Annotated in this window: 22 protein-coding genes, 7 tRNA genes, 1 rRNA gene and 1 riboswitch; of the genes, 7 read left to right on the plus strand and 23 right to left on the minus strand. The window is 53.3% G+C overall.

Going from position 1 to position 25,822, the window contains the following annotated elements:
* The first annotated feature begins 173 nt into the window (after window positions 1–173).
* Window positions 174–905: a MerR family transcriptional regulator gene (locus GHH_RS08790; RefSeq protein ID WP_014195851.1), complete on the plus strand. Its 732-nt coding sequence runs from the start codon at window positions 174–176 to the stop codon at window positions 903–905.
* Between the two features lie 104 nt (window positions 906–1,009).
* Here the strand turns inward: GHH_RS08790 and GHH_RS08795 are convergent, their stop codons facing one another.
* The 7 genes from GHH_RS08795 to GHH_RS08830 all read right to left on the minus strand — a co-directional run bounded on the left by GHH_RS08795 (window position 1,010) and on the right by GHH_RS08830 (window position 9,825).
* Window positions 1,010–1,354, minus strand: coding sequence for a PilZ domain-containing protein (locus GHH_RS08795; protein ID WP_013145319.1), 345 nt, complete (start codon window positions 1,352–1,354; stop codon window positions 1,010–1,012).
* Window positions 1,351–3,795, minus strand: coding sequence for a DNA topoisomerase IV subunit A (gene parC, locus GHH_RS08800; RefSeq protein ID WP_015374876.1), 2,445 nt, complete (start codon window positions 3,793–3,795; stop codon window positions 1,351–1,353). Before parC ends, GHH_RS08795 begins: the two co-directional genes overlap by 4 nt.
* Window positions 3,796–3,854: 59 nt before the next feature.
* Entirely contained in the window at window positions 3,855–5,792 is a 1,938-nt protein-coding gene (parE, locus tag GHH_RS08805; protein ID WP_011231243.1) for a DNA topoisomerase IV subunit B, read from the minus strand.
* A gap of 160 nt (window positions 5,793–5,952) precedes the next feature.
* The gene (locus GHH_RS08810; protein ID WP_011231244.1) at window positions 5,953–6,372 is read right to left on the minus strand and encodes a CoA-binding protein; all 420 of its coding nucleotides are present in this window, start codon (window positions 6,370–6,372) and stop codon (window positions 5,953–5,955) included.
* A 491-nt stretch (window positions 6,373–6,863) separates the two neighbouring features.
* Window positions 6,864–7,454: a CBO0543 family protein gene (locus tag GHH_RS08820; protein WP_015374878.1), complete on the minus strand. Its 591-nt coding sequence runs from the start codon at window positions 7,452–7,454 to the stop codon at window positions 6,864–6,866.
* Window positions 7,455–7,797: 343 nt separating this feature from the next.
* Window positions 7,798–9,474, minus strand: a complete 1,677-nt coding sequence (locus GHH_RS08825; protein ID WP_011231246.1) for an AarF/ABC1/UbiB kinase family protein — start codon at window positions 9,472–9,474, stop codon at window positions 7,798–7,800.
* Between the two features lie 51 nt (window positions 9,475–9,525).
* Complete coding sequence (locus GHH_RS08830) at window positions 9,526–9,825, minus strand: phasin family protein (RefSeq protein WP_011231247.1); 300 nt, start codon at window positions 9,823–9,825, stop codon at window positions 9,526–9,528.
* A 180-nt stretch (window positions 9,826–10,005) separates the two neighbouring features.
* Here GHH_RS08830 and GHH_RS08835 point away from each other — a divergent pair, with 180 nt between their 5' ends.
* Window positions 10,006–10,854 carry an MBL fold metallo-hydrolase gene (locus GHH_RS08835; protein WP_015374879.1) on the plus strand — a complete coding sequence of 283 codons (849 nt, stop codon included), beginning with the start codon at window positions 10,006–10,008 and terminating at the stop codon, window positions 10,852–10,854.
* Between the two features lie 229 nt (window positions 10,855–11,083).
* Here the strand turns inward: GHH_RS08835 and GHH_RS08840 are convergent.
* The 9 genes from GHH_RS08840 to GHH_RS19515 form a co-directional block, all read right to left on the minus strand.
* Window positions 11,084–11,157, minus strand: a tRNA-Ile gene (locus GHH_RS08840).
* Window positions 11,158–11,175: 18 nt separating this feature from the next.
* Window positions 11,176–11,257: transfer RNA gene (locus GHH_RS08845), tRNA-Tyr, on the minus strand.
* Window positions 11,258–11,267: 10 nt separating this feature from the next.
* A tRNA-Thr gene (locus GHH_RS08850) sits at window positions 11,268–11,340 on the minus strand.
* A 297-nt stretch (window positions 11,341–11,637) separates the two neighbouring features.
* A tRNA-Ser gene (locus GHH_RS08855) sits at window positions 11,638–11,730 on the minus strand.
* Between the two features lie 17 nt (window positions 11,731–11,747).
* Window positions 11,748–11,830 (minus strand) — tRNA-Leu (locus GHH_RS08860).
* Window positions 11,831–11,836: 6 nt separating this feature from the next.
* Window positions 11,837–11,908 (minus strand) — tRNA-Ala (locus tag GHH_RS08865).
* Window positions 11,909–11,912: 4 nt separating this feature from the next.
* Window positions 11,913–11,987: transfer RNA gene (locus tag GHH_RS08870), tRNA-Val, on the minus strand.
* A gap of 9 nt (window positions 11,988–11,996) precedes the next feature.
* Window positions 11,997–12,113: ribosomal RNA gene (rrf, locus tag GHH_RS08875) — 5S ribosomal RNA — on the minus strand.
* 342 nt (window positions 12,114–12,455) lie between these two features.
* Window positions 12,456–12,545 carry a putative holin-like toxin gene (locus GHH_RS19515; protein WP_021322622.1) on the minus strand — a complete coding sequence of 30 codons (90 nt, stop codon included), beginning with the start codon at window positions 12,543–12,545 and terminating at the stop codon, window positions 12,456–12,458.
* A 307-nt stretch (window positions 12,546–12,852) separates the two neighbouring features.
* Between GHH_RS19515 and GHH_RS08880 the strand changes: the two genes are divergently transcribed.
* Window positions 12,853–13,485: a DUF2238 domain-containing protein gene (locus GHH_RS08880; RefSeq protein ID WP_015374880.1), complete on the plus strand. Its 633-nt coding sequence runs from the start codon at window positions 12,853–12,855 to the stop codon at window positions 13,483–13,485.
* Window positions 13,486–13,529: 44 nt separating this feature from the next.
* On the opposite strand, the gene GHH_RS08885 is transcribed toward GHH_RS08880, so the two are convergent.
* The gene (locus tag GHH_RS08885; protein ID WP_015374881.1) at window positions 13,530–15,200 is read right to left on the minus strand and encodes a DUF6044 family protein; all 1,671 of its coding nucleotides are present in this window, start codon (window positions 15,198–15,200) and stop codon (window positions 13,530–13,532) included.
* A gap of 199 nt (window positions 15,201–15,399) precedes the next feature.
* On the opposite strand from GHH_RS08885, the gene GHH_RS08890 reads away from it, so the two are divergent.
* A complete protein-coding gene (locus GHH_RS08890; protein ID WP_015374882.1) occupies window positions 15,400–16,014 on the plus strand; it encodes a sulfite oxidase-like oxidoreductase in 615 nt (204 codons plus the stop codon).
* Window positions 16,015–16,056: 42 nt separating this feature from the next.
* Here the strand turns inward: GHH_RS08890 and GHH_RS08895 are convergent, their stop codons facing one another.
* Window positions 16,057–16,671 carry an ECF transporter S component gene (locus tag GHH_RS08895; RefSeq protein ID WP_122983937.1) on the minus strand — a complete coding sequence of 205 codons (615 nt, stop codon included), beginning with the start codon at window positions 16,669–16,671 and terminating at the stop codon, window positions 16,057–16,059.
* A gap of 126 nt (window positions 16,672–16,797) precedes the next feature.
* Window positions 16,798–16,930, minus strand: a riboswitch (FMN riboswitch).
* Window positions 16,931–17,039: 109 nt separating this feature from the next.
* Window positions 17,040–18,257: a threonine synthase gene (locus GHH_RS08900; protein WP_015374884.1), complete on the minus strand. Its 1,218-nt coding sequence runs from the start codon at window positions 18,255–18,257 to the stop codon at window positions 17,040–17,042.
* Window positions 18,258–18,561: 304 nt separating this feature from the next.
* On the opposite strand from GHH_RS08900, the gene pepT reads away from it, so the two are divergent.
* A complete protein-coding gene (pepT, locus tag GHH_RS08910; protein WP_015374885.1) occupies window positions 18,562–19,797 on the plus strand; it encodes a peptidase T in 1,236 nt (411 codons plus the stop codon).
* Between the two features lie 67 nt (window positions 19,798–19,864).
* Here pepT and GHH_RS08915 read toward each other — a convergent pair whose 3' ends face one another.
* Window positions 19,865–21,487, minus strand: a complete 1,623-nt coding sequence (locus tag GHH_RS08915; RefSeq protein WP_015374886.1) for a bifunctional UDP-sugar hydrolase/5'-nucleotidase — start codon at window positions 21,485–21,487, stop codon at window positions 19,865–19,867.
* Window positions 21,488–21,747: 260 nt separating this feature from the next.
* Window positions 21,748–22,173, minus strand: a complete 426-nt coding sequence (locus GHH_RS08920; RefSeq protein ID WP_015374887.1) for an OsmC family protein — start codon at window positions 22,171–22,173, stop codon at window positions 21,748–21,750.
* A gap of 175 nt (window positions 22,174–22,348) precedes the next feature.
* On the opposite strand from GHH_RS08920, the gene plsY reads away from it, so the two are divergent.
* Both plsY and GHH_RS08930 read left to right on the plus strand, forming a co-directional pair.
* Window positions 22,349–22,942 (plus strand): glycerol-3-phosphate 1-O-acyltransferase PlsY, encoded by a 594-nt coding sequence (gene plsY / locus GHH_RS08925; protein ID WP_015374888.1) that lies wholly within the window; start codon window positions 22,349–22,351, stop codon window positions 22,940–22,942.
* 29 nt (window positions 22,943–22,971) lie between these two features.
* Window positions 22,972–24,336: an RsmF rRNA methyltransferase first C-terminal domain-containing protein gene (locus GHH_RS08930; protein ID WP_015374889.1), complete on the plus strand. Its 1,365-nt coding sequence runs from the start codon at window positions 22,972–22,974 to the stop codon at window positions 24,334–24,336.
* A gap of 74 nt (window positions 24,337–24,410) precedes the next feature.
* Here GHH_RS08930 and GHH_RS08935 read toward each other — a convergent pair whose 3' ends face one another.
* On the minus strand, window positions 24,411–24,986 hold the full coding sequence (locus GHH_RS08935) for a YpmS family protein (RefSeq protein WP_011231260.1): 576 nt from the start codon (window positions 24,984–24,986) through the stop codon (window positions 24,411–24,413).
* Window positions 24,983–25,765 (minus strand): SGNH/GDSL hydrolase family protein, encoded by a 783-nt coding sequence (locus GHH_RS08940; protein WP_011231261.1) that lies wholly within the window; start codon window positions 25,763–25,765, stop codon window positions 24,983–24,985. Before GHH_RS08940 ends, GHH_RS08935 begins: the two co-directional genes overlap by 4 nt.
* Between the last annotated feature and the right edge of the window lie 57 nt (window positions 25,766–25,822).

The raw sequence follows: 25,822 nt of genomic DNA on the forward strand, positions 1-25,822 counted from the left end.
CAACATCTTTCGATGACCGCCTTCATTTTTCGACAATAGTTGTTGTTTTTTTTTTGCTAACTTCCACTTCTTTTGTTATGTTTTGTCAAGCGGCAGGAAAATCAACGACCAAGTAGGAAAATAAAACATAACGCAAATCAATGCCAAAAGACGAGAAAGGATGAGGGAATGCGATGAAAACCTATACACTCCGCGAAGCAGCGAAAAAAATCGGGGTCACCGCCCGCGATTTGAAACAATGGGAAAAGCAGTTCGCCGGATCGATTGCCGTCCCACGCACAACCGAGGGGGCACGCATGTACACCGACGAGCTGATCGACCGGTTTCGCCATATCCGCACTTGGCTTGAGGACGGCCGCCATCCGCGCGAAGTGGCTGAAATGATCAGGCAAATGGACGGACAACCGGCAGAGCGAGCCAACGAGACAGCCGCTCAAGTGGAAACAGCCGTCATGGAAGGGGAAATCATCGATGTGCCCCGCCTGCTGCATCAAGGGATGCCATACATAGCCGAGCAGTTGGCGGCCCGCTTAAAAGACGATATCGTCGACGCCTTGAAACAGGAAACGACAGCCACGGTCCGGCAAGCGATGGATGAGGTGAAAGGCCGCCTTGACTACATCGAGGAGCAAACGACGGCAGCTGCCGAAACGGTGCGCCGTTCACTCCGCGATTACGAGGACGCATGGCAGCAAAAAACGGAACAGCTGCATGAACATTTGGAAACGGTCGTCGCGTTCTGTCACGAGGAAAAGGCAAGGCAGGAAGAGGAGCGAAAACAGCTCGAACTGCGCATTTTAGAACGGGAAAAAGCGTTTCGCGAGCTCGTGTTGTCGTTTCGGCAAACCGCTGCCAGCACCAGCGCTGCTCGAACACGGGCAAATAAATGGTGGAAGTTTTGGTGAAGACGATTTTGGCATCCATGTGACAAGGGCACCCGTTTTGGATGCGCCATACCTCCGTCAAAAATCAAAAAAGGGCCCCGCCAAAACTCGGGCCCCTTTTTGCGTCATATTCGGCGGCTCTCGGCCGCATGTCGTTTGATGGCTTCGATCAAGTGCGCTTCTTCTTGTTTGGTGACATGGAGGCGGACGCCATAATAGTAGGCGTGGACAAACGGTCTTTCCCAGACAAGCTGCCCCCGCAGCGTAAAGGGGGCAGCGTTTAGCCAAAACGAGATGTCAACCAGCGTTCCCCCTGTTGAAAAGGGAAGGCGGCCTTCCGTTTCGATTTTCATCCCGTGCGGACTTAGATCGTGAATGTAGACGCTGCGCTCACCATCGGCTGTGCGCAGTTCAGCCGGGAGCGGCCGGCCAAACTGATACCGGAACGGTTCTTGACGCTTAAACCTCATCCTTCCTCCCCTTTTCCAAGCAGCTTCGTCGGTTCTTTCCAGACATCCACCACCATCCCGGCTTCGTCAGTGTCAACGACAAACGAACCCGTGCTGTAGCGGTCGGAGAGACGAAGGGAAGCGGCTTCGATCGTCTCGACCACCCCTTTTTCCGTCCGCAATCCGACCATTTCCTCATCGTTGCTGACAAAGACGGCGCCGACAACTCGGTGCGGGTTGGATTTCACTTCACGTACGATCACAACGCCGCGCTTCGCTCGTGAGGACGGCTCAAACTCGCTCATCGCCACTTTTTTCACCGCTCCGCGCTGCGTCACGACGACGAACGAGCCCCCCTTTTCTAGGCGAACGGGGCACGCAGCGGCGACAAAGTCCCCTTCCTTCAATTGAATCCCTTTCACGCCAGCCGCGCGCACGCCAACAAGGCTGATCTCCTCCTCGGCAAACAAGAGCGCATGTCCATCATGCGTCGCAAGCCAAAGATGGCCGCATCCATCCGTCGCGTAGACGGCGATGACGTCATCATCCTCTTTCACATTGACGGCCACAAGCGGGCGGGTGTAGCGCTGCACTTGGTATTGAGCGAGCTCCGTTCGCTTTACGAGCCCTTGTTTCGTCACAAAGATGAGCTGCTCCCCGGTGTCAAAGGAAGAGACTGGAACAGCGGCGACGAGTTCATCGTCGCGTTCAAGCGGAATGAGATGGGAAATGTGCTGGCCGACCTCTTTCCAACGGATATCAGGGAGCGTATGCACCGGGCAGTATAAATAATAACCGCGGCGGGTGAAAAGCAAGAGCACATCGGTCGTATTCATCTCGAGCTGGGCGAGCAGCCGATCCGTTTCCTTCATGCCCATGTCTTGACCGTTTGAGGCGCTGTATGAACGATAGCTCGTCCTCTTCACATATCCTTCTTTTGTCACGGTGACGATCACGTCTTCCGCCGGAATGAGCGCCTCCACCTTCACTTTCAGCTCTTCAATCTCCTCTTCAATCACCGTCCGCCGCTCATCGGCATATTGCTTTTTCATCGCCTTCAGCTCTTTTTTGATGACGCCAAGCAGCTTCTTTTCATCTGCGAGAATCCCCGTAAGTTCCGCAATCGCTTGATCCAGTTCTTCCGCTTCTTGACGCAGCGCCGTGATGTCGGTGTTCGTCAACCGATACAGCTGGAGCGTCACGATCGCCTCGGCCTGCGCTTCGGTGAATCCGTAATGAGCCATCAGCCGTTCTTTGGCGTCGCGCTTGTCGCTTGAAGCACGAATCGTCGCAATCACCTCATCCAAAATGGAAAGCGCCCGAATCAAGCCGTCGACGATGTGCTTCCGCTCATTCGCTTTTTTCAGCTCAAAATGCGAGCGGTTGGTGACGACCTCTTTCCGGTGGGCGATGTAGGCATCCAACAGCTCCGGCAAGCTCATCAGCTTCGGCCGGCGTTCATGGATCGCCACCATGTTGAAGCTGTACGGCACTTGCAAATCCGTATTTTTGTACAAGTAGTTGAGAATCGCTTCCGCATCGGCGTCTTTTTTCAATTCGATGACGATCGACAGCCCGTTCCGGTCCGTTTCATCGCGCACATCGGCGATGCCGTCGAGCTTTTTGTCGAGGCGAAGCTCGTCAATTTTTTTCACTAAATTCGCTTTGTTCACTTCATACGGCAGTTCCGTGATGACAATGTGCTTTTTCCCGCCTTTTCCCTGCTCGATGGCGGCTTTGGCGCGGATGATGATTTTCCCGCGGCCGGTCTCATACGCCTTGCGGATGCCGTCTTTCCCTTGGATGATGCCGCCGGTCGGAAAATCGGGGCCAGGAAGAACCGTCATCAGCTCGTCAACAGTGCAATCCGGCCGGTCGATCCGCATCAAGACGGCGTCGATCACCTCGCCAAGCGCATGCGGCGGAATGTCGGTCGCATAGCCGGCCGAAATCCCGGTCGAGCCGTTCACCAACAAATTCGGAAACATCGCCGGCAGGACGGTCGGCTCATCGGTCGTATCGTCAAAGTTCGGCACAAACGGAACAGTTTCTTTGTCAATATCGCGAAGCAATTCGGCGGCAATCGCCGACAGGCGCGCTTCCGTGTAGCGCATCGCCGCCGGCGGGTCGCCGTCGATGCTGCCGTTGTTGCCGTGCATCTCCACCAGCACGTTGCGCAGCTTCCACTCTTGGCTCATCCGCACCATCGCTTCATACACCGATGAGTCGCCGTGCGGATGAAAGTTGCCGATCACGTTTCCAACCGTTTTCGCCGCCTTGCGAAACGGTTTATCAGCCGTGTTGCCATCCATGTACATCGCATACAAAATGCGGCGCTGCACGGGCTTCAGCCCGTCGCGCGCATCCGGGAGCGCCCGGTCTTGGATAATGTATTTGCTGTAGCGGCCAAAGCGGTCGCCAAGCACGTCCTCTAACGGCATTTCCAGCAATCGTTCTGCCATCGTCATTCTCCTTTCCTAACACATCAGCGCCAAAAAGGCGGCGCCTTTTCACGCCGCCATCAGCCGATCCATCCCGGTTCCTCTTCGAGCCCGAAGGCGACGTGCGTTTCGATCCATTTGCGGCGCGGCTCGACTTTGTCGCCCATGAGCGTCGTCACCCTCCGTTCGGCGCGGGCCGCATCTTCAATGCGCACGCGGATGAGCGTACGCGTCTGTGGGTTCATCGTCGTTTCCCATAATTGATCGGCGTTCATTTCGCCGAGCCCTTTATAGCGCTGAATCGTATAGCCGCGGCCCATTTTTTTCGTAATTTCTTTCAGCTGCTCGTCCGTCCACGCATATTCGACGATTTCGTTTTTGCCGCTTTTTTTGCTGATTTTGTAAAGCGGCGGCAAGGCGATGTACACTTTTCCCGCTTCAATCAGCGGACGCATGTAGCGGTAAAAAAACGTCAAAAGCAGCACTTGAATATGGGCGCCGTCCGTGTCGGCATCGGTCATAATGATCACTTTGTCGTAGTTGACATCATCGAGCGAAAAGTCAGCCCCGACGCCGCCGCCGATGGCGTGGATGATCGTATTGATTTCCTCGTTTTTCAAAATATCGCCAAGTTTCGCCTTTTCCGTGTTGATGACTTTTCCGCGCAGCGGAAGCACCGCCTGGAATCGACGGTCGCGCCCTTGTTTCGCCGAACCGCCCGCCGAATCGCCTTCAACGAGATAGAGCTCATTTTTTTGCGGATTGCGCCCTTGCGCCGGCGTCAGCTTGCCGCTTAAGAGCGCCTCTTTCCCTTTCCGCTTTTTGCCGCTTCTCGCCTCTTCGCGCGCTTTGCGGGCCGCTTCACGCGCCTGATAGGCCCGGATCGCTTTCTTAATGAGCATCGCGCTTACGTCCGGGTTTTCTTGCAGAAAGTACATCAGCTGCTCGGACACCACCGCATCGACGGCCGAACGCGCTTCGCTCGTTCCGAGCTTTCCTTTCGTCTGCCCTTCAAACTGCAGCAAGTGCTCTGGGATGCGCACCGAAACGACCGCGGACAACCCTTCGCGAATATCGGTTCCTTCCAAATTTTTATCTTTTTCCTTGAGCAAACCGACACGGCGGGCGTATTCGTTAAAAACGCGCGTCATCGCCGTTTTCGCACCCGCCTCATGCGTGCCGCCGTCTTTTGTGCGCACGTTGTTGACAAACGACAGCACGTTTTCCGAATAACCGTCATGAAACTGGAACGCAAACTCGACTTCAATGCCGTTTTGCTCGCCAGCAAAATAAACGACCGGGTGGAGCACATCTTTCTCCTCATTCAAATAGGCGACAAACGCTTCAATTCCGTTTTCATAGTGGAACACCTCGCGCATGCCGGTCCGTTCGTCAACGAGTTCGATTTTCAGCCCTTTTAACAAAAACGCCGATTCGCGCAGCCGTTCACTCAATGTTTCATAATCGAAGACTGTCGTGCTGAAAATCGTTGGGTCCGGCTTAAATTGAATGATGGTTCCGGTTTTGTTCGTTGTGCCGATTTTCTCTAGCGTCGTCACCGGTTTGCCTCCATGCTCAAACCGCTGCCGGTAAATGAAGCCGTCGCGATGAATCGTGACGACCAGCCATTCTGATAAGGCGTTGACAACCGACGCCCCGACTCCGTGCAGGCCGCCGCTCGTTTTATAGCCGCCTTGGCCGAATTTGCCGCCGGCATGAAGCACGGTCAAAATGACTTCCGGCGTCGGCTTGCCGAGCTTATGCATCCCGACCGGCATGCCGCGCCCCTCATCCAAAACCGTGATGCTGTTGTCTTTATGTATTTGCACGAAAATGTAGTTTCCGTATCCAGCCAACGCCTCATCGACCGAATTGTCAACAATTTCATAGACAAGATGATGCAAGCCGCGGCTGTCGGTGCTGCCAATGTACATCCCCGGCCGCTTCCTGACTGCCTCGAGCCCTTCCAACACTTGAATGGCATCTTCGTTATATTCGTATGTCGCATGCTTTGCCACAAGGCCACCCCTTCCTACAAAAACAAGAACACCTGTTTCTATTGTACCACAAACTTCCCGACTGTCCATTGCCTTTTGACATCCCCCGACAAATTCGGACAAGTGCGACAAAAAAACGAAAGGACCATCTCGAACAAGATGGCCGTTTCATGGATTAAGATTAAGCACGCTTGGTGAGCGCATGTTCCACTTTAATGCAGCGGTCCATAATGACCGTGTAGCCTTTTTCTTTCAAAAAGCGATACGCCTCCTCATTGACGACGCCAAGCTGCGCCCAAAACACGTCGGCATCGATTTGCACAAACTCGCGGGCCAGCTCGGGCAAATGCTCAGAGCGGCGGAACACATCGACGATGTCGACATGGCCTTCGATATCGGTTAGTTGATCAACCGCCGGAATGCCTTCCCACTCATCGATCATCGGATTGACCGGAATGATTTCGTATCCAGCGTCTTTCATCGCTTTCGCCACCATATACGACTCGCGCTCCGGATTGTTGGACAACCCAACGACGGCAATCCGTTTCGCCTTGCGCAAAATTTCACCGATTTCTTCCCGGCTTGGGTTGACAATGGACATCGAGGTCTCTCCCTCCTTTATTCTCCTTTTTGCTGTACTATATAGATGCAATTTAAAGCTTTAACATTTTTCGTTTTTACCGATCATTTCATCCGACTGTCGAGTGACCGAACAACACCGCTTAAAGACCCATGAATGGGTCTTTAAGCGAGTCGTTGTTCGGTCTTCCGTCACGCCTTAGCGTGACGGAGGCAAGCCTATGGCTTGCCTTCGACAGTCAAAAATGGATGAGCCACTTTTCCGTCAAGGATATGTGAAACGATTTCGTTGCATCTATATAGTTTCGCTCCAGCCAGATCAAAATCCTGCCCAGCCAATAGAAAAAGGAAAAAATCATCGATCTTTTTTGCACAGCGCCCACACACCCTAGGCCGGCCACAACAGACGCAAACTTGAACATCATATTCATCGCCTACGCATCGATCCGCTTTCTCGTCCGCATCCAGACATTCTGTTTGCTGGCTGTCCGAACATGGATGGCCTGCTGCCAGTTATTTTATGTTCCACCCGGCGTACACTCCAGCTAAAAAAACGGTAGTCATGGCAATCGCATGGACGATCATCCATCCCCACCGGCCGTAGCGGAAAGAGGAAGCCGCAAGCGGGGAGCGCGCTTTTTGGGGGACGATTTTTCCGCCCATCCACTCAAAGAAAAGCAAATACAGCCACCAGGCGGTGTATGAATCCCACACATCCCACTGTTCCTTATAATCAATCAGAGGGAGCGGCGATACAAGAGCAACCAACTCGAACAACATAATCAACTGCACCATCGCAAAGTAAAACGGCAACTTCCATGCCCAGCTTTCCGGACTGTACTTGACTCCAAACAAAACGAAAAACGGAATGACGGTTGCCATTTCAACGAGCGGAATCGGTGTATAAGGAACGAGCTTAACAGGGAAGGAGTAAAAGCCTGCATAGACAAACGCAAGGCAAAGAACGATGCCTGTCACCGCACTGAATGCATACAAAACCGCATATCTCCGTATATGCCGTTTGGCGATCCAAAAACTTCCCGCTATACTCAACATGACCGCTGCCAATTCCACCATCCAAACAACAGGAAGAGAAACCGTCATCATCGATCCTCCCTAACCCATTTCCCACTCCCTAAACGCAGTCTCAGACAGCACTGTTAGTATAATTCAAAGTGTGGAATTTATTCCGGCGCCCCCACCGGCTTTCCACCCCATCAAGCTGTCTAGCATGGCTTAACAAACGTGCTTCGTGCAAATTTATTATTATTGATGAAAAAAGGGGGTGTCCCAAAAGGACTGGGACACCCTCTCTCATCGCTATATATAAGCACCAGCCGCTTCTCTGTCACACTATATATCGCCTTTTGGGTCAGCCCCTTTCATGGATCGGACTGCATCAAACTTTCAAGAATCTCCGAAAAAAGAAATCATTGCGCAACAAACGCTAAAATTTTCCCGAACGAAAAATCGAGTAAAGCAGCCAACCGAACAGAAAAGCGGACGCGCCTAATCCGATTTCAACAGCGGGAATCTTCCACAGCAGCGTCGACGGCCGCCCGAGCGAGGAAGCGATCATCAGCCCGGCAAGGACGATGCTCAGCGAAAGAAGAACGATGCTAAACGACAGCCGGTTCGTAATCTGATCGAGCTTCTTTAGCAGCGTTTCCAAATCAGGCGCCGTGATTTCCAGCCGAAGCTTGCCGTGCCGCATCATTTTCGTCCATTCCTTTACGCTGTCCGGCAAGCGAAGCAGCCATTCACCGTAGTCGAAAATCCGTTTCCACGCCGTTTCCGCTACACGGTCAGGCCGAAGACGCTCTTTCATCAGCTTTCTCCCAAACGGTTCGGCCACATCCATGATGCGAAACTGCGGATCAAGCGTCTCCACGACCCCTTCGACCGTCAACAGCGCTTTCCCTAACAGCGTCAAATCGCTTGGGATGCGAATGCCATGGCGAAATGCCACCGAAAGCAAATCCTCGACGGCTTCCCCAAGACTGATCTCACCGAGCGGGACGCGGTAGTATTTCTCCCGCAACTCGTCAATATCATCGCGCAATTTTCCTTCATCGACTCCGTCAGGAACAATTCCTAAACCGTAAATCGCACCCAACACCCCATCCGTGTTTTGCCGCATTAAGGCGATGATGAGTGAAGAAAGATGATGTTTGACATGAGGTCGAAGGCGGCCCATCAAGCCAAAGTCAATGAAGGAAAGCGTTCCATCGTCAAGAACAAATACATTGCCAGGATGAGGGTCGCCATGAAAAAATCCATGCTCAAACATTTGTTGAAAGGTTGCTTCAGCCAAACGCTCGGCGATCGTTTTTAAGGAGTGGCCGTTCGCTTTCAACCGCTCGATCTCCCCGAGTTTGATCCCTTCGACATATTCCATCGTGAGCACTGTTTTCGTCGTATAATCCCAAAACACCTTCGGGACATACACCGACGAATCGCCGGCAAACTGCCGTGCAAACCGTTCCGCATGGCGCGCCTCGACTGTATAATCCAGCTCCTGCCGTAATGAACGCGCCAGTTCATCGACAATCTCAGACAATTGGTAGGTTGCCGCCCAATCGAGACGGCGTTCCGCCAGCACGGCCAAATCTTGCAAAATTTCCAGATCCGTCTCCACCCGCGCAGCGATGTGCGGGCGCTGCACTTTCACCGCCACGGCCTGTCCGGAAGGAAGAACCGCCCGGTGCACTTGTCCAAGCGAAGCGGCAGCGAGCGGCATTTCCTCAAATGAACGAAAGAGTGTTTCCAGCGAACTTCCAAACTCCGCTTCGACAATCCGGCGGACATCGGCAAACGGAAACGGCGGAACTTGGTCTTGCAGCTTTTCGAGCTCACTGATGATCGGAGCGGGAATCAAATCCGGCCGTGTGCTGGCAATTTGCCCGAGCTTCACGAACGTCGGGCCGAGCTCCTCAAGCACAAGGCGGAGCCGCTCCCCAACCGTTTTTCCTTCCTTTTTCCCTTGCTCCGCTTTCCATCGCGGCGGCAACGAAAGAAACGACGAAAAGCCGAGTTCATCGACGATCATCCCGAATCCGTGCCGAAGCAAGGAGGCGGCGATTTCGTGATACCTTCCGATATGGCGCATCCGTTTTCCGATCATCGAGACATCTCTCCTAAGGCGGCAAAAAGCGAGCGGACAGGCCGCATCGGTTTACTGCCCGCTTTGTTCCTTTTCTTCAAGACGGCGGATTCGCTCCTCGAGCTGCCGCACGTCTTCTTTCGTCGCCAAGTCGAGTTTATCGATCACCTGCTTGATTTGCTCGCGTACAAGCCGCTGCACTTCCGTTTTCCGCGCTTCGGTCTGCTGTTTCCATTGATCGATCACTTCCTTCGATTCGTCAAGCGACAATTCCCCTTTTTTGACTAACTCGTCAATGATTTTTTCCACTTGTTCTTTGCTGGCGATCGCAAGCCCAAGCCCGAACGCCAATCCTTTTTTCAAAATGCTCATCCTGTTTTCCTCCTTTCCTCCTTTCCTTTATAGTACCATTATTTGGCGGGGCATGTCGAGCAAGCGGCCAAAGAGGAAAAAGCGGAAGGTGTTTTCCGTTCGAACCTAGCGTTGCATATCCCGCTTCTCGATAAGGAATCCTATCGATGGGCTATCCATTCGTGCAAGGAGGGAGTTCCCATGGCAGAGGAACAACTGCACTACGGAGAAGACTATCGTTTCATACCTGCGACGTCAGCAGCGAGCGGCCTCGGAGTCAGCATGCTGCCCGATTTGTACTGCCATACGATCCAAATCGTGAACATTTGTCTTGTCGGCCGCCCGGACGACCGCGCGTTTGTATTGGTCGACGCTGGCATGCCGGGATCAGCCGATGACATTGTTTCAGTCGTGGAAGACCGCTTTGGCAGCGGCAGCCGCCCGCAAGCCATTGTTTTAACCCACGGCCATTTTGACCACGTTGGAGCGATTGTTGAGCTTGTCAAGCATTGGAATGTCCCGGTGTATGCCCATCCGGCTGAACTGCCGTATTTGACTGGAAAGGCGAGCTATCCTGAACCTGACGCTTCCGTCGAGGGCGGCTTCATCGCCAAAATATCACCGTTTTTCCCAAATGAACCGATTCAACTGGGCGATCGCGTTCATCCGCTGCCAGAGGACGGCACCGTTCCGCACTTGCCGGAGTTCCGCTGGATCCACACACCGGGGCACACGCCAGGCCACATTTCGTTATTTCGGCCGCGCGACGCCGCTTTAATCGCCGGCGACGTGTTCGTCACCGTCCGCCAAGATTCACTGTATAAAGTGTTGACCCAACAAATCGAAATCAGCGGCCCGCCGCGCTATTATACCATCGATTGGCGCGCCGCCCGCGAGTCGGTGCGCAAGTTAGCCGCACTCTTTCCGTCAGTCGCCATCACCGGACACGGTGCTCCTGTCGCCGGCAAAGAGCTGCGTGAAGGGTTGACAAAACTCGCCCGTAATTTTGACCGTATCGCTACCCCTGATTATGGGAAGTACGTCCATTAGGCAAACGGACTATCGTTCCGTGAACGGCTTCTAGTTTTGTTTGAAGCGGAAGTTTCTCTGCTAAAACCACTTTCAAGTAAAAACCAAGGGAGGGTGTCTGAACGGGGGCACCCTTTCGTTGACATGTGAAAGTCAGAGGATTCTCCATGGAGATGGTAGAGCACATTATGCCTTTAGCGACAACGCAAAAAAGACGACAAGAATCATTCTTGTCGTCCATCATAAGTGATGGGCCTAAGTGGACTTGAACCACCGACCTCACGCTTATCAGGCGTGCGCTCTAACCAGCTGAGCTATAGGCCCGCTTATAAGAAATAAAAATGGAGGGGGACGGATTCGAACCGCCGAACCCAAAGGGAGCGGATTTACAGTCCGCCGCGTTTAGCCACTTCGCTACCCCTCCGTAATCGTGATGCCGACTGCAGGACTCGAACCCGCAACCTACTGATTACGATTCAGTTGCTCTACCAATTGAGCTAAGTCGGCATAATTATGATATAAATCGTGGCTCATTGTTCATTTGTTGTGTCCCTTCCTCTCCCAGCGGATTCGAGGAAGCGGGATGCGTCGGGACAACTCGAAGCAAATTCGACGATGCAGATGCTCGTCTCTACCAATTGAGCTAAGTCGGCATAAAATAAATGCAAGAAGGTGGCTCATTGTTGTGCTCTGTGCCTCTTCCTCTACAAGCTGTTTCGAGGAAGCAGGATGCGTCGAGGCAACTCGAAGCCGACTCGACGAAGCAGGTGCTCGTCTCTACCAATTGAGCTAAGTCAATATTTATGGCGGAGGAGGAGGGATTCGAACCCCCGCGGGCTGTGACACCCCTATCGGTTTTCGAAACCGACCCCTTCAGCCAGACTTGGGTACTCCTCCATAGCTGTTTGGAGCGATGCGGTCGAGAGGACTTGAACCTCCACGGGGTTGCCCCCACTAGGCCCTCAACCTAGCGCGTCTGCCATTCCGCCACGACCGCATACAATGGAGCGTAGGGGATTTGAACCCCTGACCTCTTCGCTGCCAGCGAAGCGTTCTCCCCCTGAACTAACGCCCCATGATGGTGGAGTATACTGGGATCGAACCAGTGACCCCCACGCTGTCAACGTGGTGCTCTCCCGCTGAGCTAATACTCCACGTTGTTTGCCTAGCAGCGACCTACTCTTGCAGGGGCGCTGGCCCCAACTACCATCGGCGCTGGAGGGCTTAACTTCCGTGTTCGGGATGGGAACGGGTGTTTCCCCTCCGCTATCACCACTAGGCAATGGCGACGATTTCTATTATAAAGCAATCCAAAAGTTTGTCAAGTTTTTTTGTATCTTTATATTTCAGTTCCTTCAGAATCGGAACGACAATGTAAAATTTACTATAAAAAAATGAAAGAGTCAACCCTCTTTTTCATTTTTTTCGATCTTCACTGTCCCTTTCTCTAAAGTTCTTGTCATCCCCTTCTTTATACGCGTATAATAAAGAAGAAGGAACGTACAATAAAGCAGGGCATTGGCGGCCACCAATGCCCTGTCCATACACAGCCGCTGCAAGAAGCGCAGTGGCCCAAGCCTCGGGCATCGTAACCTACCCTCGCCTCGGCCTAGCAGGGTGGGTTACTTTTTGTCTTTGGATACGGCGATCACCGCGACGATGAGTGACGCAAACGCAATCATGAGCGTCAGCGCGTCGGCAATCGACATCATCAGCACCACCCCCTTTCGTTCAGGGAGTGGCCACTGCCCACCCTGCATATGGCTGTGCATGTTTCATTATACCATCAAATCAAACAAATGCGAATATACATTCGCGTCCTCGTTGAAAATTAGGAATGTTTCCCTACCCGAGGTATCCCCCCACCTTGCCTGTTACTTCGCGCCGCATCTTCACGGCCCCTTCCTCTCTGGTTCTTATAGCCCGCTGAAACTCCGACGTTTTCATCAAGCGCATAAAATCCGCGTTTTTCCGAATAATGATCATAGACGAATCTCGCTGTTCCAAGGAGGAAAAAAGGTGGAACAAGCAAGGCAAACCCGCATTCATGGGCTGTTGTTGCTGATCGTCGCTGCTGTGTTCGTTTGGTCGGCCATTCGTCCAACCAGCTATGCGGTGTGGGCGCTTGAGGTCGCCCCAGCGCTTGTGGGGCTTGTGATCGTGATGGCCCTGTATCAACGCTTCCGGCTGACAACGATGTCGTATGTCATCATCGCCATGCTGGCGGTCCTCATGTTGATCGGCGGCCATTATATTTACTCCAAAGTTCCTTTTTTTAACTGGATCAAAGATGCGTTCCATTTCGAACGCAACCATTACGACCGGTTTGGCCATTTCCTCAAAGGGACGTTCGCCATCGTCCTAAGGGAGATTGCGCTGCGGAAAACGCCGCTGTCGCGCGGCCCTTGGCTTTTCACGATCGTCACAAGCATGTCGCTCGCCATCGCCGCCCTGTATGAAATCATCGAATGGCTCGTCTCCATCATCTCCAAAGGAGGAAAGGCATCGAAAGACTTTTTGGGCACACAAGGCGATATTTGGGACACCCAATGGGATATGGTATGCACATTGATTGGGACACTGATTGCCCTATGGCTGCTCTCAAGGTGGCACGACCGGCAACTTGCGCGGTTGGATCAGCCCCATAGCTAGGCTCGTAAAACAGCGGCTTCTCTTTTCAAGAGAAGCCGCTGTTTTCAATTCACCTTATACAAATAAATCGTCCACGCCGACTCATCGGACGTGAATACACGGTCCAACACGAGTCCATTTTCCGCCGCATTGTCAATCGGAACCGCCGAGAAAATATAGCGGCCGCCCATTTTTTTCAACTGTTCTGTATTCAGCTGCAAGTTCTTCAGCCGTTTTTTCGACTGTTTTGTAAACATATACCGTTTTCCAAGTTCTGCTGTAAAAATATAGCAACGCCCGCCCCATTCGTCAAAATATGTGCGGATCGTTTTGCTTTTTTCCAGTTCACGTTCAATGATTTTGCGGAACTCGTATTTGTATGACAGCGGATAAAAGTTGTTGTACGTATCGAGCGTGTAAAACCCGTTGTATTGGGCGATGGCGGGGTGAATGCCGATGCTGACGACGCGGTAGTCGGACACCGGGAGCCCGATGTATTGCTTGATTTCTTGGAACTGTTTTTCCGCGTAAAATTGCTTCACCGTCGGCTCGTAGCGGAAGACGATTTCTTCGTTAATCAAAAACACCAAGATCACTTGGGCCGCTAGCAGCCGCTTCGCCCACTTTTCTCCTTTTTCGCTGTATTGCCATACGATTTTCAGCGCCAGCGCAAACTGCACATAAATGACAAGCGGGCGCAAAAAATGAAAGCGGGCAAAGTTAAACGTGTCCAAAAAATGAAACCGCTCGGTAAGCGGCAGCCACCCTTTATAAAACCAAAATGCATACCACGCCGACAGGGCGAAATTCAGTCCGAATAGGAAAAGAAATAACCGTTCTTGCTTCCATCGTTTTTTCATGAAAACAAGATACAAGGCCATCAACCAGGCCGGCAAAATAAAAAAGGTATGCTCGGTCATGACGTGATGGTGGCCGAGGATAAAGTTTTTCCACGTCAAGCGGACGCAATGCCAAAACGACAACCGGGCATGGAAGTACTCATCCCGGCTTGTCGGCTCGTCTTCCCATAAAAACGAGTACACAAGCCGGTACTCGACAAGCAAATACAACAGCGTCATGTAAGCGATGGAAGTCAAAAAGCGGATGTTCCACCCCTTCCCGCGCAGCACATCCAAAAGCCAAAGAGTGCCCATGGCGGCAAGAAAGAAAAAGAACCCGAGCACAAAGCTGGAATAAAACGGGAGAAGCGTGAGCGCGACGTAATGTTTCCACTCCCCCTCGCCTTTCCGGATGCTCAAAAACGCCCAGAGCGCAAGCGGCATGCCGAGCGTGCTTAACATCCCCGACGGCCAAAACAGCGTCAGCGCAAATGCGAGCGCCACGCCGATGCGAACAGCCATCCAACGCGGCTCGGGCAGGAAATGCGTTTTCAACAACAAATACATGCCCAAAAATGCCACCACCCTTGTGATCGTTTGGCTGAGCGCATAAGCAGTCATCGTGGGAAATAACGCGTGCAGCCAGACGATGCCGGTCAACTCCGAACCGAGGGCATTTCTTGACAACTTGCCGTTGGCGATTTGCGGAATCTTCGCGTCAAGCGGCCCGGTGATTTTTCCGCTTTCGGAGAGCACCTTATACCAAGCGATATTGGAATCCAAATTATCGTGGACGCGAATATGGGCGTTCTCGCCAAGGAGAAAGAGCGGGGACACGTAAAGGGCGATGAGGCAAAGTGCCAAAAGGAAGAGCCATCGTTCTCTTTGTTCGGCCATCGGCATCACGCTCCCGCCATAGCTGTTCTTGGCCATGAAATCCCTATTGAATACGATGTGCAATAAGAAGAAAATTATTCCATTCTTACATGACTGTCCTCAATATTGTGATGCATTAAAACCATAGCCAAGTTGCACACGCTTTATTTTCCCCTTATCATGGTATACATAAACGAATACATAGAAAGGGGAGCACACCATGCCGAAACAACTCCCTCCCGGCCAATTCGAAACGGAAAAATGGCCGATTTTGCATGAAGGAGATGTGTACCAATTCGATGAAGCGACGTGGAATTTCCGATTGTTCGGCGATGTGAAAGAGGAAGTGTCGCTTTCGTATCAAGAAGTGATGCAGCTGCCGAAGACGGTTTCAACCATCGATATGCATTGTGTCACAACATGGTCAAAATTCGACACGACGTTTGAAGGCATCGCCTTCCGCGAGTTTTTGCGCTTTGTGGAGCTAGATCCTGATGTGAAATACGTGAAAATTTACGGATATTTAAACGGCGACCGGTTCGGTTATTCGGCGAACTTGCCGCTTGAGGCGCTCATGGGCGACGATGCCTTGTTTGTCTATCGATGGAAAGACAAGCATCACGACTGGCAGGACATCTCGCCGAAGCACGGCTATCCGCTCCGGTTCATCCCGCCAGCGACGTTTTACTTATGGAAAGGGGCGAAATGGGCGTCGGGCATCCGCTTTATGAAGGAAGATGAGCCGGGCTATTGGGAGGAGCGCGGTTATTCGATGACCGCCAATCCGTTTAAAGAGGAGCGGTTTGCCGAGTGGGTGCCGCGGATTCGCTTTTGACAAACGCAAAAAAGCGAGGGAAAAACCCTCGCTTTTTGTTCATCAAGCGGCTTGGCGGGATGCCGCTTGTTTCTCAAGCCAAGCACGAAGGCGCCAAAAGAGAAGCTGAAATACGATGGCCGCCATCGCTCCTTTGACGGCGTTAAACGGCAAAATCGCCGATACCACCAACGCCTTCGCTTCCGGCGCGCTCATCTGCGGAGCGCCGAGGAAAAGCGTGTACGCCGGCAGAAAGACGTAGTAGTTGAGCACGCTCATGACGAGCGCCATCGTCACTGTTCCCGCCGCCAACCCCAGCAGCAAGCCTTTTTTCGATGCGGCTTTCCCATAAATATAGGAAACCGGCAAAATAAACGCCGCCCCAGCGGTAAAGTTGGCGATTTGGCCGATCGGAACGCCGGTCGCACTGCCGACAAAAACGTAGTTCAACACGTTTTTCAAGAGTTCGACCGCCACGCCGGCGAGCGGGCCGTACAACAGCGCGGCGACAAGCGCCGGGATGTCGCTGAAGTCGACAAGCAAAAAGTTCGGAAACGGCGGCAGCGGAAAGTTGAGCATCATGAGCACATGCGCCATGGCGCCCAACACTCCGATGCCGACAAAGGCGCGGATGGAAATGCGTTTCATGCTTGTTCTCCTCCCCTTCTCGTGATTCATCCTCACAAGAAGAAGGCTGCCGCCGCGAGCGCCAACAAAAACTCCCTTAAACCGAACGAGGCTTAAGGGAGAAAAAGGGTGTGCGCAACTAGACGTTCGCATGCGCCAAAACGAACGCCGGCAAACCTTCATCTTCTCCCATCCAGACTATACTGTCGGCTCCGGACTCGCACCGGATCCTGCCTTGCGGCTCGCGGGCTGAGAGGCCAAGCGCCTCATCACCGCCGGTCGGGAATTTCACCCTACCCCGAAGATGAATCGCTTATACATTTTTATTATTCCGATGAATTTAGTATACAATACCTCTTTTCGTTTGTCTATCATTTTTTCCCATATGTTTTATGTTTGGCGCCTACTCCGCCAACTTGTCAATTCTCCTTTGGAAGCATATCCCCCGGCTCGAGCACCGGCGGATGGACGTCCACCGTATCGGCGTATTTCAGCCCGGTTCCGGTATTTAATACGACGACCGTCTCCCCGTCGCGAATCCAACCGCTCTCGCGCAACGTTCGTGCCGCCGCAAACGCCGCCGCTCCTTCCGGGCAAATGAACGCCCCTTCGAGTTCGGCTGCCGTCCGCTGTTCAGCCAAAATCGCTTCATCGCCAATGGCAACCGCGCAACCGTCCGTCTCATACACCGCCTCAAGAACAAGAAAGTCGCCAAGCGCTTTCGGCACATTGATGCCAAACGCCACTGTATGGGCGTTCGGCCAAAACTCCGATTCACGTTTTTTCTCCTTCCACGCCTTGACGATCGGCGCGCAATGCTCGGCCTGCACAGCGACAAGCCGCGGCATGCGGCCGTCCACCCAGCCGAGCGCCTGCAGTTCTTTGATCGCCTTGTAAATGCCGATCAACCCGACGCCGCCGCCGGTCGGATACAAAATGACATCCGGGAGCTGCCACGAGAACTGTTCGGCGATCTCCAGTCCCATCGTTTTCTTCCCTTCAATCCGGTACGGTTCTTTCAACGTCGACGCATCGTACCATCCGTATTCGCGGATCGCTTTGGCGACGATTTGCCCGGCATCGCTAATGAGGCCGTTGACTAAATACAGTTCCGCCCCAGCGATGGCGCATTCCTTTCGCGTCAGTTCCGGTGCATCAACCGGCATGACGACTGTCGCCTGAATGCCCGCCCGCGCCGCGTATAGCGACCATGCCGCGCCGGCGTTGCCGTTTGTCGGCATGGCGAGTCGTTTGACGCCCAATTCCTTTGCTTTCGAAATCCCAACCGCCGCGCCGCGGGCTTTAAACGTCCCGGTCGGAATGACGCCTTCGTCTTTCATATAGAGTGAGTCAATGCCGATATTCCGGCCAAGGCGCGGCATTCGCACAAGCGGAGTCATTCCTTCCCCTAAAGAGACAATATGTTCAGGATGTTTCACCGGCAATAGCTCATGATACCGCCATAAACTCGGTTCTCGCTCCGCAAGTGCCTCCCGCTTCACTTCTTGGCGCATCAACTCCAAATCGTACGCGACCAGAAGCGGCGAACCGCATTCGCAAAGTTGATGGATTTGGTCGACATCGTATGTACGTTCACACTTCGGACAATACAGATGAGACACGTAGCTGAATGACATGGTTTGGCTTCTCCTTTCCATTTGTTTCATCCGCACGAGGCAGGAAGCACCTACTTTCGCGTTTTGGACGAGGCACTGGCCTTTTCATTATACCATAACCGTCCTCTGCCACCGGCGCCTGTAATGGCAGCGTCCGTACGCCAACTTTGGGGCATCATAGCGCCAAGTAGGAAATGGTCCCCCCTCTTTTTTACCGTTTGAAGCCGCATATGGTAAAATAAAACGGAAACCGCCTCTTTTTTCTCACTGCATCGGCGGAATGATTCGTTGATCCAGAAAAACTTATACATAAGGAGATGAACCAATGAAACAGGAACTCATCGAACGCTTCATCTGCTACGCGAAAGTCAACACTCAATCCGACCCAAACAGCCATACGTGCCCATCGACTTCGGGACAGTGGGAGCTGGCGAGAATGCTCGTCGAAGAGCTGAAGTCGATCGGCATGGAAGATGTGACGATCGATGACAACGGCTACGTGATGGCGACGTTGCCGGCCAATACGGACAAAAACGTGCCAGTGATTGGCTTTTTGGCTCATATGGACACCGCTCCGGAGTTTACGGGAGCCAACGTCAACCCGCAAATCATCGAACAGTACGACGGCGGGGACATCGTGTTAAACAAAGAACAAGGCATCATCTTGTCGCCAAACGATTTCCCGGAGCTCGCTCACTACCAAGGGCATACGCTCATCACGACCGATGGGACGACGCTGCTTGGCGCCGATGATAAAGCCGGAATCGCCGAAATTATGACCGCGATGAACTATCTCATTCAACACCCGGAAATCAAGCACGGCAAAGTGCGCGTCGCCTTTACGCCGGATGAGGAAATTGGCCGCGGGCCGCATAAATTTGACGTTGCCAAATTCGGCGCCCAATTTGCCTACACGGTCGACGGCGGGCCGCTGGGCGAATTGGAGTATGAAAGCTTTAACGCTGCCGAAGCGAAAATCACGATCAAAGGAAAAAACGTCCATCCGGGCACAGCGAAAGGAAAAATGATCAACTCGATCAAAATCGCCATGGAGTTCGAGCAGCAGTTGCCAGCCGATGAGGCGCCTGAGCATACGGAAGGATATGAAGGGTTTTACCATTTGCTTTCGTTCCAAGGCAGTGTAGAGGAAACGAAGCTTCACTACATCATCCGCGACTTTGACCGCGAACAGTTCGAGGCTCGCAAAGCGAAAATGAAAGAGATCGCGGCTTCGCTTGCGCAAAAATATGGAAACGACCGAATCACGCTCGAAATCAACGATCAATACTACAACATGCGCGAAAAAATCGAGCCGGTGCGCCACATTGTTGACATCGCCCACGAAGCGATGACGAACTTGGGCATTGAACCAAAGGTGAAACCGATCCGCGGCGGTACAGACGGGTCGCAGCTCTCCTACATGGGGCTGCCGACGCCGAACCTTTTCGCCGGCGGCGAAAACTTCCACGGCCGCTACGAATACATTTCCGCCGACAATATGGTGAAAGCGGCCGAAGTGATCGTGGAGATCATCAAGCTGTTCGAGCAAAAAACTTCCTAAAGCCAAAAGGGAGCCGATGGTTTTCGGCATCCCTTTTTCGCTTCTAAAAACATCATAATTGTTCCGCCTATTGCAGTTTTGTGATCCGCCCTTCGATTTGTGCCGAAAACGGCTGTGACAACTGGCGGATGTAAGTGACAAGTGCATCCAAATCGACCGGGCCGACCTCGCGGTTTGTCCCATGCGTCAACACCGTGAACCCATCGCCGCCGTCGGCGAGAAAGCTGTTGACCGTCACCGTGTACTCGGCGTCCGGTTTTAGCGGTGTCCCATCAGGAAGCTGAATGTCAATGACTTTTTCTCCGACCGGCCTGCTGGCGCTCCATGTATAGCGGAGGCCGGAGATTTGCAGCATGCGCGTTTGGGTTGGCTGCCATTGTTGATTCAAAAGCTGGCGGATTTGCGCGCCGGTGAGCGTCATTTTCACGAGCTGGTTGTTGAACGGCTGAACGTTGTACAATTCGCCCCACGTCACTTCGCCTTGTTCAATATCGGCGCGAATGCCGCCCGGGTTCATAAAGGCAAAATCGGTTTTCATCGCCGCCCGCTGGGCATCGGCGATCAAATTGCCCAAGGCGGACTCGCCGCTTTCGTTTTGTTCATCGGTGATCGTTTCGACTGCTGTGCCGACGACTTGATTGACAAGCGGCGCCACTTTCGCTTCATATTTTTCGACGAGGGCACGGATTTCCGGGTCCGGAGTGATGCCGTCATGATAGGTCGTCACGATCTCCGCTTTTTTGGCGACGACGTCTTTCGTGCGCGGGTCGATTTTCAAATCGACATCAGAAAACGCCGTGCCGTACGAATACGACTGAACGAGCAGCTTGCCGTCCACAACCGCATTTAAATAGGCATGGTTATGACCGGCGAAAATCACATCGACTTCATCATCGACATTTTTGGCGATATCGACAATTTCCCCGCTTGCGTTTGTCCCATCCGGATTGGATACGCCTGGGTTATGGGCGAGAACGACGATCGTTTGCACTCCTTTTTTCTTCAGTTCCCGGACCGCTTTGTTAATCGCTGTTGCTTCATCGATGAACTTGACTCCCGCGACGCCGCTTGGCGTCACAATCGTTGGTGTTTCCGTGAGCGTGACGCCGATCAATCCGATCGGCATGCCGTTGACCCGCTTAATCACATATGGCGGGAGAATCGGCTTTCCTGTTTGCGCATCAACGACGTTGGCGCTCACGTACGGAAAATCCGCTCCAGCAAAGTCACCGGTCGCCGGGTGGTAGCCGCCATGGATCAAGCGGAGCATTTCCGCTACTCCTTCATCAAACTCATGGTTGCCAAGGGTGCCGACGTCAAAGCCGAGCTTATTGAGCACTTCGATCGTCGGCTCGTCCTGCAGCAACGCCGATACCGGCGGGCTGGCGCCAACCGCATCGCCGGCATGGACGAGCAGCGTATTTTTGTTTTCCGCCTCCCGCTGTTTCAAATAAGCGGCCAAATAATCAGCCCGTCCGACTTCCCGCCCGCCGACTTTTCTCGTCACATTCAACTGACCGTGGAAGTCGTTAATGCCTAACAGCTGCACCTCAATATAACGGTGCGAGGAAGCAGGCGGCTTCCCCTTGCTTTTCCCGTTCCCTGCCGCCCCAACTGGAACTGCGGCCAGCACCGCTGCAGCAGCCAATGCGGATAGCACCCGTCTTCCCCATCGTTTGGAATTCTTCATTCCCGGTTCCCCTTTCTCTCGCCTTCTCGTTCACTCCCATTATATCCTTGCGAGTCCATACAATGATAGAGAAGAAAGGATGATTTTTCGTAAATATTTTGTAAATTCACAACTGACTGTTGAGAACAACAGAAACAAAAAAAGACCGCCCGATAGAGTCTGTTGATCGGACAGTCTTTCCCTTTTAGCTCGGTGGACAGCCAGCGTCATTCGGCGCTATGCCACGCGAAACGGCCATGAACGTCAAGCCCTTCTCCTTGTTAGATCGTCTCCTTCCCGCGCACGCCGTTGATCGAATAGCTCGCTGTAATGGCGGCATTTAACGAATGGGAAACGGAACAATATTTTTCTTTTGACAACCGAATGGCGCGGACGACCTTGTCTTCCGGCAAATCGCCTTCGAGCGCGTAATGAATATGAATCTCTGTAAACCGCTTTGGGTGGTCATCGGCGCGCGTTCCTTCGACTTCCATCGAAAACGCGCGGACATCAAGCCGCATTTTCCGCAAGATCAAAACGATGTCAATGCCGGTGCAGCCGGCTAAGGCGTGAAGCAAAAGCTCCATCGGCCGAGCGCCTGAATCGTTGCCGCCGACGTCTTTGGCCGCGTCGATCGGAATGGTGACACCGGAAGCGCTTTGGCCGCTGAATGACATGTTTCCGTTCCATACAACCGTCGTTTTCATCATGGTCGCTCCTTTCTCATCGGTCCGGGGTCGGACGGACGTTCCGACAGCCCGTTTCTTCTTTTCAGTTTAGCGGCTATGTCCTTGAAATGCAAAATTCCTGTCTACCGTTTTCGCTCATGCATGTTAAAATAGAAACATGCACAAACTTGTTGAGTAAAGGGTGTTTGATTCGATGACCGCACTCATTTTGCTTCTTGCTTATCTTCTCGGCTCGATTCCGTTTGGCCTTCTTGTCGGGAAAATCGGCTACGGGATCGACATCCGCGAACATGGAAGCGGCAATCTTGGGGGAACAAACACGTTCCGCGTGCTTGGGGCGAAAGCGGGAACGATCGTCATTGTCGGCGATATGCTAAAAGGGACGCTGGCGGCGAGCTTGCCGATGCTTTTTTCCGTCCCCGTGCATCCGCTTTTGGCCGGGGCGGTGGCAGTTGTCGGCCATATGTATCCGGTGTTCGCCAAGTTCCGCGGCGGCAAGGCGGTGGCGACATCGGGCGGGGTGATGCTGTTTTATTCGCCGTTGTTCTTTTTGTCGCTCATCGCCGTGTTTCTTGTCGTCTTGGCTGTTTCACGCTACGTCTCCCTGTCATCGATGGCCGCGGCGCTGTACGCGGTCGTGTACACCGTCTTTTTCACGGACGACATTCCATTGACGGTGGCAGTGTTGTTGCTGGCTTCGTTTATCTTTTATCGTCATCGCGCCAACATCAAGCGCATCTTGAACAAAACGGAGCCAAAAGTGAAATGGCCAGGCAAACGCTCATGACAACGGACGGAGAAAGGAGATTTGCTGCGTTGAGATTGCCGGAAGCATTTGTCGCGAAAATGAAGAAGCTGCTTGATGAAGAAGCAGACGAGTTTTTCGCTGTTTATGAAAACGAAAAAATCAACGGCTTGCGCGTCAATCCGTTGAAAACCGACCCGGGCGCATGGGCAAAAACGGCGCCCTTTTCCCTTTCCCCGGTGCCGTTTTGCCCGACCGGGTTTTATTATGAGCCGGACCAACAGCCGGGAAAGCATCCGTACCATGCGGCCGGCCTGTATTACATTCAAGAACCGAGCGCGATGGCGGTCGCCGAAGCGCTGCGTCCCGCCCCTGGGGAGACAGTGCTCGACTTGTGCGCCGCCCCTGGTGGGAAAACGACCCAGCTTGGAGCGATGATGGAAAACAAAGGGCTGCTTGTCGCCAACGAAATCCACCCGAAACGGGTCAAAGCGCTCGCAGAGAACGTCGAACGGTTCGGCTTGACGAACACCGTTGTCGTCAATGAAACTCCCGAGGCGCTTGCCGAGCGGTTTCCGGGCTTTTTTGACAAAATTTTAGTCGACGCCCCCTGTTCCGGCGAAGGCATGTTTCGCAAGGATGAAGAGGCCGCTTCGTTTTGGAGCCCGGCTTATGTGGAAGAATGTGCGGCCAGACAGCGGCGCATTTTGGAAAGCGCCTATGCGATGCTGAAAGAAGGCGGCATTCTCGTCTATTCCACGTGCACGTTCTCTCCGGAGGAAAACGAGCAAACGATTGAATGGCTGCTTGAGGCGCACGATGACTTGCGGCTGTTGCCGATCGCCAAAGCGGGAGGGCTTGAGCCAGGGCGGCCGGAATGGACGAAAACCAATCGATCCGATCTCGTCCACGCCGCCCGCCTTTGGCCGCACCGTCTGAAAGGGGAAGGGCATTTTGTCGCCAAACTCCAAAAACAGCGGCCCACCTCACCTTGGCGAGGGCGGTGGGCGAAATCGAGCGCGCCAAAAGCCGCTATCCGCCTGTATCGCCAGTTTGAACAAGAGGCATTGCGGACAGAGCGAGACGGCACGTTCGTGTCATTTGGCGCCCATTTGACTGTGTTGCCCGAGCGTTGCCCGGATTTGTCCGGTTTGAAAATCGTCCGCGCCGGGTTGCACTTAGGGGATGTGAAAAAAGAGCGGTTTGAGCCGAACCATGCCCTTGCCTTGGCGCTGCGGACAGAGGAAGCGAAACATGTGCTTGACCTATCGAGCGCAAGCCGCGAAATCGTCCAATATTGGCGCGGCGAGACGCTTTCCACCGGCGGCGACCGCGGTTGGCTGCTTGTGACCGTGGATGGATTTCCGTTCGCCTGGGGGAAAGAAGTGAAAGGAACGGTGAAAAACTTTTATCCAAAAGGGCTCCGTCTCATCTGAAGCATCGGAAAAGCGGGTGACAAAGAAGCTCCTAACCGCAAAAAAGACTGTCCTGCACACGCGGACAGTCTTTTTTACTGGTGCTGCTTCGTCGGAATTGTTAAGGTAAACACGATCTCATCGGCGGCCAAATCGATTTTTTTTGCCGCCACTTGATAGCCGTTGCCAAAGCGAATGTCCGTGAGCGCGACGTAGACGCGGGTGTGCTCCGGGTCAATCGCCACTTCATCCGGCAGCGGGGCGTGCTTTTGCAAGTAGCGAAGCACATACGTCACTGGCAGCTTCCAGTCGCCGAGCGAAATCGTCGGCTCCGTGAGCTCGACATTCCCTCCTTTGATTACTTTGGGCACAAACGAGACGACAAGTTCGACCGAGCGGCCTAAAATGGGGATTTCGCTTGAAACATAGACGCGATCGGCGAGCCAAACGCGGTATTGCAGCGGATGGCCTTTCGTTTTTTCTGCCAAATAGTCGTTCATGACGGCGTTCAAATGCTCCTTCTTCGAGTATACTGTAAACGAAGCTCCCTCCACATTTGGGCGCGCCGGCCGCTTCACCGGTGAAGTGGGTTCGAACAGCCAGGCGACAGTCCAAACAAGAACCGCGGCGTTGACAGCCGCCAACATCCAAAACGCTCGTTTCCAATTCATTGCAATAAGCTCCCTACCCACCACTCTTTTTGTTGATCTAACGCTTCATGCACTCGCATGGCCATCTGTTCGTATCCTGCGGCATTCGGATGAAATTCGTCGCGATGAAGCAATTCGTCGCGGTCGATGAAGATGTCTTGAATATCAACGAAAATCGTTCGGTCATAACGGGAAAGCACCGCCTGGCTTGCCTTGTTCCACTCGGTAATGACATCATTGATTTCCGGAATATTCGGCAACGTCGTGGAAAACGGATTGTATAGACCCACAAGCACAATGACCGCATCCGGATTGATCGTGCGAAGCGAGATCAATAGATGATCCAGTCGGTCGGCAAATATTTCCGTGGCTTGCTGAAACCGCTGGCGCGACAAGTCTAAAAAGTGCGAGCGGACGACATTCATCACATCGTTGCCGCCAATGGTGATCAAGATCATATCAGCCCGCCCGAGCTCCGCTTGATGGGCGTGAATGACTGGTTCCAATTCAGCGATGCGCCGGCCGCGTTTCCCGAAATTCGCTACGGTGACTGTCCGCACCCCGTCTTCTGCCGAAAGGAGCGGGACAAGGCGGCCGACATACCCGCCTTTCCTTTCGCCGTCCCCCACTCCTTCCGTCAACGAATCGCCTAAAGCGACCAAATGTATATCTTTCGGAAGCGGCTTTGCTTCCGTCTGCTTGACGGCGGCTTCATGCGGGCGCTCCGGCTTTCCGCCCGCCGAAAGCGACACGCATCCGGCGAGCAGCCAGCAGCACAACAACCATCCCCACCGTCTCATTGTTTGACACCTGCCTTTTGCCGCAACAAGGGGAAAGACGAAAAGAAGGCAAAAAGG

The sequence above is a fragment of the Geobacillus sp. GHH01 genome (assembly GCF_000336445.1).
Lineage (GTDB): Bacteria > Bacillota > Bacilli > Bacillales > Anoxybacillaceae > Geobacillus > Geobacillus zalihae.

Bases quoted from the DNA above. Each gene is read 5' to 3' on its own strand.
- GHH_RS08790 (WP_014195851.1), top strand. From the start codon at position 174: ATGAAAACCTATACACTCCGCGAAGCAGCGAAAAAAATCGGGGTCACC.
- GHH_RS08795 (WP_013145319.1), bottom strand. From the start codon at position 1,354: ATGAGGTTTAAGCGTCAAGAACCGTTCCGGTATCAGTTTGGCCGGCCG.
- parC (WP_015374876.1), bottom strand. From the start codon at position 3,795: ATGGCAGAACGATTGCTGGAAATGCCGTTAGAGGACGTGCTTGGCGAC.
- GHH_RS08810 (WP_011231244.1), bottom strand. From the start codon at position 6,372: ATGTCCATTGTCAACCCAAGCCGGGAAGAAATCGGTGAAATTTTGCGC.
- GHH_RS08820 (WP_015374878.1), bottom strand. From the start codon at position 7,454: ATGACGGTTTCTCTTCCTGTTGTTTGGATGGTGGAATTGGCAGCGGTC.
- GHH_RS08825 (WP_011231246.1), bottom strand. From the start codon at position 9,474: ATGATCGGAAAACGGATGCGCCATATCGGAAGGTATCACGAAATCGCC.
- GHH_RS08830 (WP_011231247.1), bottom strand. From the start codon at position 9,825: ATGAGCATTTTGAAAAAAGGATTGGCGTTCGGGCTTGGGCTTGCGATC.
- GHH_RS08835 (WP_015374879.1), top strand. From the start codon at position 10,006: ATGGCAGAGGAACAACTGCACTACGGAGAAGACTATCGTTTCATACCT.
- GHH_RS19515 (WP_021322622.1), bottom strand. From the start codon at position 12,545: ATGATGTCGATTGCCGACGCGCTGACGCTCATGATTGCGTTTGCGTCA.
- GHH_RS08885 (WP_015374881.1), bottom strand. From the start codon at position 15,200: ATGGCCGAACAAAGAGAACGATGGCTCTTCCTTTTGGCACTTTGCCTC.
- GHH_RS08890 (WP_015374882.1), top strand. From the start codon at position 15,400: ATGCCGAAACAACTCCCTCCCGGCCAATTCGAAACGGAAAAATGGCCG.
- GHH_RS08895 (WP_122983937.1), bottom strand. From the start codon at position 16,671: ATGAATCACGAGAAGGGGAGGAGAACAAGCATGAAACGCATTTCCATC.
- GHH_RS08900 (WP_015374884.1), bottom strand. From the start codon at position 18,257: ATGTCATTCAGCTACGTGTCTCATCTGTATTGTCCGAAGTGTGAACGT.
- pepT (WP_015374885.1), top strand. From the start codon at position 18,562: ATGAAACAGGAACTCATCGAACGCTTCATCTGCTACGCGAAAGTCAAC.
- GHH_RS08915 (WP_015374886.1), bottom strand. From the start codon at position 21,487: ATGAAGAATTCCAAACGATGGGGAAGACGGGTGCTATCCGCATTGGCT.
- GHH_RS08920 (WP_015374887.1), bottom strand. From the start codon at position 22,173: ATGAAAACGACGGTTGTATGGAACGGAAACATGTCATTCAGCGGCCAA.
- plsY (WP_015374888.1), top strand. From the start codon at position 22,349: ATGACCGCACTCATTTTGCTTCTTGCTTATCTTCTCGGCTCGATTCCG.
- GHH_RS08935 (WP_011231260.1), bottom strand. From the start codon at position 24,986: ATGAATTGGAAACGAGCGTTTTGGATGTTGGCGGCTGTCAACGCCGCG.
- GHH_RS08940 (WP_011231261.1), bottom strand. From the start codon at position 25,765: ATGAGACGGTGGGGATGGTTGTTGTGCTGCTGGCTGCTCGCCGGATGC.